This is a genomic window from Bacteroidia bacterium (genome assembly GCA_033391075.1).
Lineage (GTDB): Bacteria > Bacteroidota > Bacteroidia > J057 > J057 > JAWPMV01.
This window is the reverse complement of sequence record JAWPMV010000005.1, coordinates 119,982-133,113: the sequence shown is the minus strand read 5'-3', so window position 1 is coordinate 133,113 and position 13,132 is coordinate 119,982. Positions and strand designations below refer to the sequence as shown.

The 13,132-nt window shown below is 42.0% G+C and carries 10 protein-coding genes; 4 read left to right on the top strand and 6 right to left on the bottom strand.

Annotated features, from left to right (window positions below; all coding sequences use genetic code 11):
* The first annotated feature begins 8 nt into the window (after window positions 1-8).
* Together R8P61_36165 and R8P61_36160 are read left to right on the top strand one after the other, a co-directional pair.
* Window positions 9-950, top strand: coding sequence for a DUF4434 domain-containing protein (locus R8P61_36165; GenBank protein MDW3652570.1), 942 nt, complete (start codon window positions 9-11; stop codon window positions 948-950).
* A gap of 4 nt (window positions 951-954) precedes the next feature.
* Window positions 955-2,145: an AGE family epimerase/isomerase gene (locus R8P61_36160; protein ID MDW3652569.1), complete on the top strand. Its 1,191-nt coding sequence runs from the start codon at window positions 955-957 to the stop codon at window positions 2,143-2,145.
* Here the strand turns inward: R8P61_36160 and R8P61_36155 are convergent.
* On the bottom strand, window positions 2,137-3,069 hold the full coding sequence (locus tag R8P61_36155; GenBank protein ID MDW3652568.1) for a sterol desaturase family protein: 933 nt from the start codon (window positions 3,067-3,069) through the stop codon (window positions 2,137-2,139). The genes R8P61_36160 and R8P61_36155 overlap by 9 nt on opposite strands.
* A 115-nt stretch (window positions 3,070-3,184) precedes the next feature.
* Between R8P61_36155 and serC the strand changes: the two genes are divergently transcribed.
* Complete coding sequence (gene serC, locus R8P61_36150; protein ID MDW3652567.1) at window positions 3,185-4,273, top strand: 3-phosphoserine/phosphohydroxythreonine transaminase; 1,089 nt, start codon at window positions 3,185-3,187, stop codon at window positions 4,271-4,273.
* On the opposite strand, the gene R8P61_36145 is transcribed toward serC, so the two are convergent.
* Window positions 4,274-5,887, bottom strand: coding sequence for a CotH kinase family protein (locus R8P61_36145; protein MDW3652566.1), 1,614 nt, complete (start codon window positions 5,885-5,887; stop codon window positions 4,274-4,276).
* Between the two features lie 346 nt (window positions 5,888-6,233).
* Here R8P61_36145 and R8P61_36140 point away from each other — a divergent pair, with 346 nt between their 5' ends.
* Window positions 6,234-6,980: a hypothetical protein gene (locus R8P61_36140; GenBank protein MDW3652565.1), complete on the top strand. Its 747-nt coding sequence runs from the start codon at window positions 6,234-6,236 to the stop codon at window positions 6,978-6,980.
* A gap of 17 nt (window positions 6,981-6,997) precedes the next feature.
* Here the strand turns inward: R8P61_36140 and R8P61_36135 are convergent, their stop codons facing one another.
* From R8P61_36135 to R8P61_36120, 4 genes are all read right to left on the bottom strand, one after another.
* On the bottom strand, window positions 6,998-8,407 hold the full coding sequence (locus R8P61_36135; GenBank protein ID MDW3652564.1) for an exopolysaccharide biosynthesis polyprenyl glycosylphosphotransferase: 1,410 nt from the start codon (window positions 8,405-8,407) through the stop codon (window positions 6,998-7,000).
* 633 nt (window positions 8,408-9,040) lie between these two features.
* Window positions 9,041-10,681, bottom strand: a complete 1,641-nt coding sequence (locus R8P61_36130) for a SulP family inorganic anion transporter (protein MDW3652563.1) — start codon at window positions 10,679-10,681, stop codon at window positions 9,041-9,043.
* 166 nt (window positions 10,682-10,847) lie between these two features.
* Window positions 10,848-12,176: a HAMP domain-containing sensor histidine kinase gene (locus R8P61_36125; protein ID MDW3652562.1), complete on the bottom strand. Its 1,329-nt coding sequence runs from the start codon at window positions 12,174-12,176 to the stop codon at window positions 10,848-10,850.
* Entirely contained in the window at window positions 12,163-12,870 is a 708-nt protein-coding gene (locus R8P61_36120; GenBank protein ID MDW3652561.1) for a response regulator transcription factor, read from the bottom strand. The genes R8P61_36125 and R8P61_36120 overlap by 14 nt, the downstream gene beginning before the upstream one ends.
* Window positions 12,871-13,132: the final 262 nt, after the last annotated feature.

The following is a 13,132-nucleotide window of genomic DNA, read 5'->3' as shown; positions in this document are numbered from 1 at the left end:
TTACTACTGTGAAAATAAGCGGGACTTTTCTGGACGAAATATCTCATGATATTCCTCATCAAAATTGGGGAAAAGAAGAATGGGAAGCCGACTTTCAGCATATGAAAAAAGTCGGAATTGATACGGTGATTCTGATCCGCTCCGGTTACAAACGTCAATTGACTTATCCCTCCAGATACCTGATTCAGGAAGAAGGAGCCTACAGGCCCTATGTGGATCTATTGGAGCTCTTCCTGAATCTTGCGGAGAAATTCGAGATGAGCTTTTATTTTGGTTTATACGACTCAGGAAAATACTGGTGGGAAGAAGGGAATTTTCAGAAAGAAACGGAGATCAATTTACGGGTGATTGATGAGGTCTGGGAAATGTATGGAAAGAAGAAAGCCTTTAAAGGCTGGTATCTTTCCCAGGAGGTAAGCCGAAGAACGGGAAGCATTATAACCCTCTACAAAACCCTGGCAAAACATTGCAAAGAAATATCAGGAGGCTTGCCGACTTTGATTTCTCCCTATATAGACGGGACCAAAGCTATTCTCAGTAGCAAGGCAAATCTGGAAAAGGCAGAAAGTGTCTCTCTCAAGCAGCATGAAGAAGAATGGTCCGAGATATTTGATGGCATAAAGGAAGTGGTCGATATTGTAGCCTTTCAGGATGGACATGTAGAGCTCCATCAATTGGCAGACTATTTTGCCCTGAACAAAGAAATGGCTGATCGCTATGGCATCCGCTCCTGGACCAATGCAGAGAGTTTTGACCGTGACATGCCCATCAAATTTCTGCCTATAAAATGGGACAAACTCAGGCGGAAACTGGAAGCAGCAAAAGCCGCCGGATTAGAGAAAGCCATTACCTTCGAATTCTCTCATTTTATGAGTCCGCAATCTGCCTATCCTCAGGCGGGCCACCTATATAATCGTTACCAAGAATTTCTCCAAGAGATCAAATCCTGAGCAAATGTTCCCTGCAGCAATCCAAGAAGAAGCCGCTTCACTTTCCAGACTTTATGATGCCGAATTAAGGCAAAGGGTTATTCCCTTTTGGGAAAAATACTCGATTGATCGTGAGTACGGAGGATATTTTAGCTGCCTGAGTCGAGAAGGAAAGGTATATGATACGGATAAGTTTATGTGGCTACAGGGAAGGCAAGCCTGGACCTTTAGCATGCTGTATAATCGACTTCAAAAAAATCCGGAATGGTTGAGCTTATCTGCTCATGGAATTCACTTCCTCGAGAAACATGGCAGAGATCAGGAGGGCAATTGGTACTTCTCTTTGGACCGAAGCGGGCAAGCTTTGGTACAGCCCTATAATATTTTTTCAGATTGCTTTGCGAGCATGGCTATGGGACAATATGCCCTGGCCAGTGGAGAAGAAAAATATGCAGTCATTGCTCAGCAAACTTTCGCCAATATTCTTCAGAGACAAAACAATCCCAAAGGCAAATTCAATAAGGCCTATCCGGCTAGTCGTGAGTTGAAAAATTTTGCCTTACCTATGATCCTTTGCAATCTTTCATTGGAACTGGAAGATTTGCTGGAAAAGGAATTTGTAGAACAAACCATAGAAACAGTTATCCATGAAGTCATGGAGGTTTTTTATGATGAGGAATCAGGATTGATATTGGAAAATGTGGGTCCTAATGGCAACTTGTCTGATAGTTTTTCTGGTCGACTTCTCAATCCTGGACATGCCATAGAGGCTATGTGGTTTATCATGGATTTGGCGGAAAGGAAATCTGATAAGGCTTTGATGGAACTGGCAAAAGACCGAATGCTATTTATGCTGGAATATGGATGGGATAAAGAATTTGGAGGCATCTTTTACTTTCTGGATCGAAAAGGACATCCAACAGAACAACTGGAATGGGATCAAAAGCTTTGGTGGGTTCATCTGGAGACACTGGTAGCCCTTTCCAAAGCCTATCTATTTAGTGGGGATGCTGCATGTTGGACTTGGTTTAAACGGATCCATGAGTATGCCTGGACTCATTTCTCTGATCCTGAATATGGCGAATGGTATGGATACCTAACTAGAAGCGGTAGCCCTTTGCTAAGCCTCAAAGGAGGTAAATGGAAAGGATGCTTTCATGTTCCCAGAGGTTTGTTTCAATGCGCTCAAAGTTTACAAAAGATCTCTTTAGGCTAATTCTTTTTCTTTTAACTGCCCCTTTAGAACTTTCACGGTTTTGTGCTCTCCTTCATGCGACCAACCCGGAGGCATGGCCAGATATAGAAGTTTGTTTCTTAGACCCGGCGCCTTCCAAATATCCTTCAGCAGCAAGGCATATTCTCCAAATTGTACATCCCAGAAACTTCCTGTATCTACCTCTCGGGTAATACCGTATTTGACTTTTTCCTCTGCTTGCAATGGCTGTAAAGTTCCCAGGACCCAATCCCAAAAAAGGGTCATAGAATTGTAGTTGGTGTCCATATAGCGGACGTTTTGAGCATGATGCACCCGATGATAAGAGGGCGTTTGTAAAAACTTTTCCAAAAAACCATATTTCCCCGGCATCACTTCCTCATTGATATGGAGCAAATTTCCCCAAATCGCATCAACAGCTCCCACTACAAGAATGATAATAGGATTTACCCCTAACAAGGCCGGGAAAAACCCAAAAAAGAATGGCATATAGAAAATGGTTTCCAGGAAATTGTGATTGAAGCCCACAAACATGTTCATTGATTCTGGGGCATGATGAGGAGAATGCAGACACCAGAAAAAGCGGACTTTATGTGCCAACCAATGTTGAACCCAGTAGAAGAATTCATATACCAGCAAGCCATAGATCCACCAATACCAGCTCAGATCGCTTTCGAAAATGGCATATGTATAGCCCCACAAACTAAAGACCGCCAATCCGATGGTCCCAATTAAAACCGACATCAAGGCATTCATCCCGATGACAAAGAGAAAATTGATCCCATTCTGTCGAAATTCATGCATCTTTTTATACTTGCGGAAAAAATAGAGGTATGCGATCTCAATAAGACCGTAAATGATAAGGCCAAGAAGGAAGATTTCCAAATAGTTTTGTATGCTGGTTTGAGCAGTAGTAATAGCGTCCATTCTTCTGGAATTAAAAAAATCTAAAGGAAGTTGAGAAAAATTCGCCAAGGACGGAAAAGAAATATTTTATTTATATGGGAATGAGAGTATTTTGGCGCTCTCAAAAATAAGCCTGATGAACAAGCAAAAGGTCTATAATTTCTCAGCGGGGCCAGCAGTCCTTCCTAAGGAGGTGCTGGAACATGCACAAGCTGAACTCCTGGACTACCAGGGAAGGGGAATCTCTGTGATGGAAATGAGCCACAGATCTGCTGACTTTATTGACATCCTGGATAGGGCAGAGGAAAGCCTCAGAAAGCTCATGGGAATTGGGGAAGAGTATTATGTTCTCTTTCTTCAAGGAGGAGCCAGTAGCCAGTTCTCCATGGTTCCTCTCAATCTGTTCAGGCATTCGAAAAAGGCCGATATCCTCGATACCGGGAACTGGTCTAAGAAAGCCATTGGAGAAGCTCGCAGGTACGGAGAAGTTCGGGTAGTGGCTTCCTCAGCCGATCAGAACTATAACTATATTCCGGCAATTGAAGATTTGAACTTCGATTCGGAGGCGGATTATATTCACATTACTACAAACAATACGATTTTCGGCACCTGTATGCCTTCCATTCCAGATACCGGGAACGTTCCCCTGGTAGCGGATATGTCTTCAGACATTCTTTCTCGTGCATATAAAGTGGATGATTTTGGATTGATCTATGCTGGTGCACAGAAAAACATCGGACCTGCCGGTCTTACCCTCGTGATTGTCAGAAAAGAGCTGGTAGGTAAAGAAATGGAGCAAACTCCCCTCATGCTGAAATACAGTACACATGCAGCCAAAAAGTCTGCTTATAATACACCTCCATGTTTTTCTATTTATATGGCAGGATTGGTTTTTGACTGGACGATCAGACAGGGTGGGGTAGCTGAGATGGAAAAAAGGAACCGAAAAAAGGCACAAATGCTCTATGACTTTTTGGATGAATCAGCGTTTTTTGATGCCAATGTGAAAGGCAGGGATCGCTCTCTGATGAATGTCCCATTTCGGAGTAGAAATGCTGAGATGGATGCTAAATTCATTGCTGAGGCAGATAAGGTGGGCCTAAAAACGCTGAAAGGTTACCGTACCCTGGGAGGCATGCGGGCAAGTATTTATAATCCTATGCCTCTGGCAGGAGTTGAGGAATTGGTGAACTTTATGAAAGCCTTTGAAAAAAGGAATGCCTGATTATTTCCTGATCAACTTTCCGTTTTCAATGAGAATTTCTCCTTTCCGTAGACGATAGAGATAAATACCTGATCCCGGATCTGTACCGTTTGAGCTTTTCCCATCCCATTGATAAATCAGGGTAAAGCCAGACTCTCGGATAATCTCCAGTTCCCGAACGACTTTACCACGAAGATCCAGAACCTCTAAAATCAGTTCATCACTAATGGTACTGGTAACATTGAGGTTTATCTCATTTTCGAAGGGATTGGGATATACACTAATGGATGGCCGACTATATACTCCGAGAACCTGTTTACTAATAAAGGGCATATTTTGATCCATCCAATCCAGGCGGTCTCTTATCCAGTCTTTGAGGTATTGAATTTCTCCCGGATAGGAAGCTGCTACTTCCACATTGGGCCAAATCCAGGTACCCAAAATTGGCCAGCGATCGAAGTTGCGCTCAACTGCGTCATCCATTTGAAGCTGGAAGTTATCGATGAGAGACATGATGCTGTCGGTATGGAAACTACCTTCTCTTAAATCAGCCCACCTTTCACCCACTGCTTTCCCAAAAGCAGGATCCGTTAACAGGCGATCCCAATAGTTGTTGATATTGGCTCCATCTCCCGGGCAAAATTGATTGAAATTCAATCCCCAGCCGAAGGTTCCTGATCCCGAACAATAATTCGCATTGCCAAAGGCCAAATTATAATCCCAGATAGGCCCTGCTTTTAATTTGCCCCCCCTCTCTTTGTGAAAAAAGGTGGAGAGTCTATACCCATCTACATTTTTGCTCAATTCATTGATCAGAATAAAATTGATGAAGGATGCTTCATCCAAAAATTTACGGTAGCCTATTTCTGAATCCTGATAAAGCGGACTGAAAAGGGCTTCTTCCATCGAATCTACATAGCTTTGGATATATACCTCCTGGGCGGCATTTATATCTTCTGAATCTGGATAGTCATATTGGAAAAAACTACCGGCCTGGCTGTTCCAACCCTGCCATGCACCCGAACCGGTCCCTTTATCTAACTTGATAATATAGCCTCCCGAAAGGGAATCAGTACTCAGGGTCGTAGGAGAGAGTTTTTCAATATCAACTCTATCATCATCCCGCTTGATCTTTTCCATGAGTAGGTATATGCCCTGATAATCTTCATTCAGGATCAATTCCACCAGGCGCGTCCTTGGGGTATATTGCCCCAGTTTGGCTCCCAGAGAAAAGGCTAAATGATTTCTAAGCAGAGATTTATCGGAGAAGGGACCATGAAGTATCCAGTCATTTTCCTTGGGCATACCGAGCAGAGATACATTTCTATTGCTTCCATCGGGCATTTGGGTTTCCAGTCCATAACCTTTCTTGGGGAACAGCTGAGACGAAGATCCCCGGATCTCTATGCTTATGCGGCCATCATACTCATTGAATGGATCACTCAAAAGGTTCCGATTGCCATCTTCATTGGTGATAATACCCATTCTGGCTTGTATCCGAGGATCATCCAGAATGATTTGTCCCTGCGTATTGATGACAACGATGGGTAGGGGAGAAGAATCGAGAATTTCCTGGGCTATTGCTGGAAAAGAATTTATAATCAGGAAGAAGAAAAAGAGCAAGTTCAGCTTCATTGGACTAAAATAGAAAGAAAGTGAAAATCTACGCAAATGAACTTATTGGAAAAGCCCTTAAAGCGACAAATTTACAGTTGAATTTCCCCAAACAGGCTTGACCCTAATAAAAGATAAGGAAGCTTTCCCCTAAATGGATTCCCTCGCATACTTATACTTATGTAACATTTTTAATAAAAAAAGTGTTCTACATCAATAAAATAGTTTTTGAAATGTAAAAAATTAACGTCTGGGCCTATGCGTATTATTTCAGAAGGGAAACAATACGTAATATTTGAATTCTTTTTCTCATGAAAAAAGCGGCAAGACTTTTTACTTTTGAGATGCACAAACTCCGTTCTCACACATGCCCCTTTATATACCCATATTCGTAAGCCGTCTCCTGACTCTCTTAATCCTCAGTACCTCCCTTTTTAGTTGTACTCCTAATTCATCTCAACACAGATATAGTATTGAAGATGCGCGTATGCATATGCAGCAAAACAATTGGGATTCTGCCCGTATCTATGCTGTACATGTACTTGCGGAATCTCAGGAGAAGCGAGATATATCGCTTGCCAATGCCATTATTTCTATGGCAAAGGACAACCTTCAGAGCGATTATCAGAAAAAACAAGAACAAAAAGAGGATGCTTTCGCTCGACTCCGAAAAGACTATGATTTACAGGAAGGAATCAGCTGGTATTATGCTTCCTCAACAACTCAATACACCAATAAGCAATCATTCCATCTTTATTTAGGCGAAAGAGAAAATGAACACTGGATTCGTTTCCGCATACAATATGAGGGAGATAAACCCCTTGATCTTCTGGGTTATACGATTCAATGCGAGGATAGAGATTATACCTTTGCCCCTGAATCAGAAATTATTCATGGCAAGGAGGAAGAATCATATTGGGAATTTTTTGACCAAAAGTACAATGCGACTACCCACACAATGATTCTGAATATGATTGAATCTGAGCAGGCAAAACTTATCCTGATTGGTTCGGGCGGAAACTTTGAGAGAAATATTAGCCAGGATGAGATTCAGGCTATTCAGGACATCATTTATGCCTTTAAATTTTGCCCAGCTGCTGAAGATTATTTTTAAGGGAGAGCTTTGATAGCTTAAAATGCATTCTTGCGGGTTTTCTTTCCGAAGACTGTCAGAAAGACAATTTTTACATCTAGCCAAAAACTCCAGTTTTCAATGTACCAAAGGTCGTGCTTGATCCGTTCCTCTTTTTGTTCCTGGGTAACTGTAGGACCACGCCATCCATTTACCTGTGCCCAACCGGTAATGCCGGGTTTGACATAATGCCTGACCATGTACTCCTGCACGACACTTCTAAAGTCCTGCTTCAAATGAACACGATGGGGCCGAGGACCCACAACACTCATTTCTCCTTTGAGAACATTGAAAAATTGGGGTAATTCATCCAAATCCTTTTTACGGAGAAATTTCCCCATTTTGGTTAGCCGGGGATCGTCTTTGACAGTTGATTTTGTACCTGCATTCGGATCATCACACACATTCATGGTCCGGAATTTATAGCATTTAAAAGTCATGCCTGCTTCCCTTTTCCTTGTAGGAGTATAGAAAACCGGAAAGCCCGATTCAATGACGATCATCAATCCTATGATAAGATAGACGGGAGATAAGAGGACCAGGACTGCCAATGCAAATAGGGTATCAAATACCTTCTTTAGCATAAAGCGTTTGAAATCATCCAGAGGCGTTTGTCGCAACTGCATAATGTTCAAATCTCCCAGTCTATAGTCCTTGAAATTATGTCCCATCCATTCCGGATTGTCCTGGATCATGCTTATGCGAATTCCTCTATAGTTGGCCTCTTCTATTGCATGACGGATTTTTTCATCTTCTTCACGTGGCAAGGTGATGACCATCTCATGAACAGGTACATTGTCGAGAATTTGTCCTAAGTCTTTTAATTCTCCCAATACATTAATTTCCTGATTTGTTCCCAGCTTTCCTTCCTCATCTACTACATATCCCAGGACGCCATAGCCCAGATGTTGGTTGTTTTTGCTAAAATTCATCACTTCTCTACCACTTTTCCCGTCACCGATAATGAGTAAATTTGAGCCGAAGGCTTGTTCTCTTATTTTCGATCTGAAAACTTTTGAAATCCAGGCAAAACTGAGAAAATTGAGCACGGCAAAAAGGCTGAGGGGCAAAATCAGCAGTTGCCATTCAAAGTCGATTACCTCAAATACAAGCATAAGTGAGGAAAGTATCCCCATATAACCGAGAATATTGATCGTCAGGTGCTTAAATCTTTTCAAATGATTCTCACTTAAATAGATTTCATTTGCCCCTTTAAAGGCGACAATCAGTAACCAGCTAAGATTGAACAGGATGAAGGCGAAAAGAGGAGATTGAATAAAGTTTCCCCAAAAGGAGGGTTGAAGTATTTCGCCGAATCTTCCCATATAAAATGGAATATACGCGAGATTGAGTAAGAGAAGTTCAATTATTAAATAGGCAAAGACTATCCTCTGTTTTTTAACAATCATTCCTGATTACATTTAGAACTCTAAACCCAATTAGATTATAGAGTCGTTTTGGCTGTACGGAAATCTTATGCCAGAGCAATACTTGAATCTGCCTATTTAAGAAGTTACGGGGGATAAACACAAGTATCAAAATTCGAATAAGCTTAATTTTTAGTACTTCCGGAGCCATGCAGTTATCCTGCCTGCTACTTTATTATGGATGTATTTAAAAATTAAAAAAGTACCTAATATTTCCTTGGTCTAAAGGTAATCTTAAAAAAGCTGGCTAATGTTTTTTTGCCTTGAAATGTTCAATTTTTCGGAGGAACAGTAGAATACTCTGGGTGAACGGTAGTATAGAAGGGATGAGTTTAAATCCTATTTTTTTGAATGGGAATCAGCTCGTTACCAATGTTGTCTTTTCATTCCCTTTCCGAACTAATTAAAAAGAGATGAATCGTGACAAAAATTGCCGGCTCCGCAGAAAATGCAGGAGCCGGCAATGATAAATTCAGATATTGGGGATTGAGTCTCCCCAAATCGAATTATTTTTTATTCTGTTCGCTTACCTAGCAGCAGATCGGAAACTTTCCCGGATAGAGAAACTAGGTAGCTATTTCATGTATAGACAGTTCTAAATTAATAGAGACGGACTTAATCACTGACTTGAGCCTGCTTCTCCCGGATTGCCTTGCGAACCTCATTTCTCGCATTATTTTGACTGCCATTTCCAATGCCTATGATCGTTAGGTCAATGTTATTGAGCTTGGCTTTGTCCTTAAATTCCATAATGATCTCTTTCACATCATGGTCAATGCTGACAGAGCGACTAGCGTCAATAACCAGACGGGTGTTTTGAGGTATTTCATCCAAGGTCTGCATGATATTAGCACGGTTCAGGAAGGTAACATCTTCAGACAGGCTGATGACAATCGCATCATCCTCTTCGCGTTTTTCCTGGGTAAAGAAATAAGGATTTCTAAAGTTGGTTCTCAGGATAAAGAATACAGCTACTGCCATACCCAATCCAATACCAATCAGAAGGTCTGTGGTGATGATACCGATGATGGTAACCATGAATGGAATGAACTGTGTCCAACCCTGATTGTACATGGTTTTAAACAATACCGGCTTGGCGAGCTTGTATCCTACGATAAAGAGGATAGCAGCCAAAGTCGCAAGAGGGATCATGTTTAGAATGCTAGGAATCAACATGGCTGCGAAAAGCAGAAAGAAACCATGGATAATAGCAGACATTTTTGAACGACCTCCTGATTGAATATTCGCTGAACTACGAACAATTACCTGGGTTACTGGCAGACCACCTACCATACCTGAGAGGAAGTTACCCACACCCTGAGCTTTGAGCTCGCGGTTGGTAGGGGTGATACGTTTATAAGGATCCAGTTTATCTGTAGCTTCTACACAGAGGAGGGTTTCCAAACTGGCCACAACGGCAATGGTGATTGCAGTGATGTAGATTTCAGGATTCCCTATCTGAGTGAAATCGGGTAAAGTAAAGAGCCCCAAGAATCCTGAAATACCTTCTGCAACAGGAATCTGTACGAGGTGTTTGGCATCGATGGCAAGATTCGGAAATGCTGCCGTGAATACAATATTCAGTACGATACCTGTAACAACCGCGACAAGGGGCCCTTGTACTAATTGGAATAGCTTAATTCTTTTCATGAAGGGACGATCCCAAAGAATTAAGATAGCCAAAGAGATTACAGTGATAATTAAGGCTCCAGGCTCAATAAAATTGAGCATGTTTGTTAGCTCAGAAATCGTGTTTTGGGAGTCAGCCTGTTCAAAAGCCAGGCTTCCTTCCGGTACTTTGTCATAGCCAAATGCGTGGGGAATCTGCTTGAGGATAATGATAATCCCAATTCCCGATAGCATTCCTTTAATAACAGAAGAGGGAAAATAATAACCGATAATCCCCGCTCGCAAAAACCCAAGCGCTGTTTGAATAACTCCCGCTATAACTACTGCCAGCAAGAAAGTTTCATACGCACCTAAAGAGGTAATGGCGTTCAATACAATTACTGCAAGACCTGCTGCAGGTCCACTTACTCCTATGTCTGATCCACTCAGCATGCCTACTACGATACCACCCACTATACCAGCAATGATTCCGGAAAATAGGGGCGCACCCGAGGCAAGCGCAATTCCCAAACACAGGGGCGTCGCCACAAGAAAGACGACGATACTGGCTGGCAGATCGTACTTCAGATTGGCAAACAAGCCTTTTGCAGGCAGTTCCATCTGAGAGTTACTCTGATTTTTTGTCATGAAGGTATTTTTGAAGGTATTTAGAGGCTCGCAATATCCTTCATTACTATTAGACAGGATTAAAAGAGATATTAGAATTCGATTAGGAATTTTTTTTGAAAATCTAATCTTATTTTAATCTGTTGAAAAAGAAGTGCTTGGCTGAATTTAGGGGTCTTTTCGGGATTTAGGGGTATTGGGGTAAATTGATGACCACAGCTGTCCCCTTTCCTTCCACCGAATTGTATTGAATTTCTCCATTGTGAAGATCAATGATCTTTTTGACCAAAGCCAGACCAATCCCATGTCCTTGTTTAATCCGAGCATTAGTCGAACGGAAAAAGGCCTGAAAAATCTTGTCAACATCTTCCTCAGGGATGCCCTGGCCTTCATCCGCGACGATAATGGTGAGTTTTTCATCCTGATTTGAGAAAGCAACGGTTACTGCTTTCTTATCTGAATATTTGAGGGCATTGTCCAAAATGTTGATCAGGGCGGTTTGGAGAAGATACTTACTTCCGTAGACCAGGCTGTCTTCATCTCCCGGATCAAATTCCAGCTTAAAACGCGGACTTTGAAAGTGTTCAATAGATTCTAATAAAACCTGATCTAAGGGGAAAATTTCAGGATCTGGCAAATCGAAGAGAGCATCCGTTTTCTCAAGATCCAGCAATTGACTGATAAGTACCTGAAGCCGGGTGCTTTCGTTAAGTACGGTTTGAAGGGCTTCCTCGTATTCTTCCGGGCTTCTTTTCTTTTGAAGCAGAACCTCAGCTTCTCCGCTGATGGCCGTTAACGGATTTTTGATTTCATGGCTGGCATTCCGAACAAATAATCGTTGCGCCTCAAAGGCATTTTGCAATCGATCCAGCATTTTGTTGAATGCATGAGCCACCTTCCCGATTTCGTCATTAGGGTTTTTGACATGCAGCCTTAGGTCCAGGCGATCTGCGGTAATGTTACTGGCTTTTTGGCTGGTGTTTTCTAAAGGCTTCAGGGCTTGAGAGAGCGCCAATCTGTCGATCAGTACGAGTATCCCTACCAGGCAAAAACCGCCTAATAAAAGGACTTTTCTGAGGAAGTCTAATTTTCGCAAACCGAATTTATCGAGAGCCGTCACCACAACTGCGTATTCTCCTCGCGGCAAATAATAATGGACACCTACGCCCTGACGATCTCCCTGCCAGAATTGTACCCTTTTTTTATTCTGAATTTCTGTGGCGAATCCTGGTGGGAATAGTTTCTCGAGCGAATCAACTCCGCTGGGCTGAAAAGAAATGGCGTATTCTTCTTCTTCATCCAGGGTCTGTAAGAATCGATCCCGAACGGTAGACTCCAATTCGGCATCATTCTCCAAAAACATAATCTCGGTTATCGCAACCCGCTCTTCCAAGCGACTGAAAAACTCCAGTTCATGAAAGGTTGCGGTAAAGATGTAAATGATGGACCCCAGTAAGGTAACTGCAATAAGGGCGGTAATGGAAAGTGTCCAGGTGAGTCGATCACGTATTCTCATAAACCTTGTCTTCGCTCTGGGCATCTATCATGTATCCCATACCGGTCACCGTTCGAATCAGTTTTTCATCAAAAGGCTTATCTACTTTCTTCCGCAAATAATTCACGTATACGTCAACCACATTTGTACCCAGGTCAAATTGGACGTCCCAAACATTTTCCAGGATATCCATGCGGCTTACAACCCGGTTTTTATTTCGCATAAGGTAGGTGAGAAGAAAGTATTCTTTGGCGGTAAGCTTGATTTCCTGACCGGCTCTTTTGACGGTCTTTCGGTTGAGGTCAACAATCAGATCCGCGATTTGCAGATGGTTAGATTCCTGCTTTAGCTCTACCGGACGACGGGATAAGGCATGCACCCTGGCCAGCAATTCCTGGAATTTAAAGGGTTTACCTAAATAATCGTCAGCGCCTGCATTCAATCCCCGAACAATGTCATCGGTTTCATTGAGGGCAGTTAGCATGATAATCGGTGTCTTGATTTTTAATTCTTTTCGGATTTGTTGTGTCAGCTCCAAACCGTTGATACCGGGGAGGATCAAATCCATGATCATCACATCGTATTCCGATCTCTCAGCAAGGCGTAACCCCATTTCTCCATCAAAGGCTTGTGTTACAGCACAGCCATTCTCCTCTAATCCCTTTTTAATAAAACCGGAGATTGCAGGCTCGTCTTCTATTAAGAGTATTTTCATCTGAGCTTAAGTCAAATTTACCTTTATGCTAACTGATTTAGATTTGAAAGGTTTCTAATTTCTCTAAAGAAATTAAAATTATATTAAAATAAAATTAAGAACACTGAAATTGATGCAGATTTTTGACATCAAGCCAAACTTCTGCATCAATTTTAGAAGGGAAGGTCTAAAACTTGTCTTTTAATAGTAGATAGTGGCTTTTTACGCATGCACTCATTTATTTTGCCTTAAGTTTTAAGCTTGGCTTAAGCCCCAATTATTT

What these genes read in the sequence shown, in the direction of transcription:
- R8P61_36160 (MDW3652569.1), top strand. Translation starts at nt 955, where the DNA reads ATGTTCCCTGCAGCAATCCAAGAAGAAGCCGCTTCACTTTCCAGACTT.
- R8P61_36155 (MDW3652568.1), bottom strand. Translation starts at nt 3,069, where the DNA reads ATGGACGCTATTACTACTGCTCAAACCAGCATACAAAACTATTTGGAA.
- serC (MDW3652567.1), top strand. Translation starts at nt 3,185, where the DNA reads ATGAACAAGCAAAAGGTCTATAATTTCTCAGCGGGGCCAGCAGTCCTT.
- R8P61_36145 (MDW3652566.1), bottom strand. Translation starts at nt 5,887, where the DNA reads ATGAAGCTGAACTTGCTCTTTTTCTTCTTCCTGATTATAAATTCTTTT.
- R8P61_36140 (MDW3652565.1), top strand. Translation starts at nt 6,234, where the DNA reads ATGCCCCTTTATATACCCATATTCGTAAGCCGTCTCCTGACTCTCTTA.
- R8P61_36135 (MDW3652564.1), bottom strand. Translation starts at nt 8,407, where the DNA reads ATGATTGTTAAAAAACAGAGGATAGTCTTTGCCTATTTAATAATTGAA.
- R8P61_36130 (MDW3652563.1), bottom strand. Translation starts at nt 10,681, where the DNA reads ATGACAAAAAATCAGAGTAACTCTCAGATGGAACTGCCTGCAAAAGGC.
- R8P61_36125 (MDW3652562.1), bottom strand. Translation starts at nt 12,176, where the DNA reads ATGAGAATACGTGATCGACTCACCTGGACACTTTCCATTACCGCCCTT.
- R8P61_36120 (MDW3652561.1), bottom strand. Translation starts at nt 12,870, where the DNA reads ATGAAAATACTCTTAATAGAAGACGAGCCTGCAATCTCCGGTTTTATT.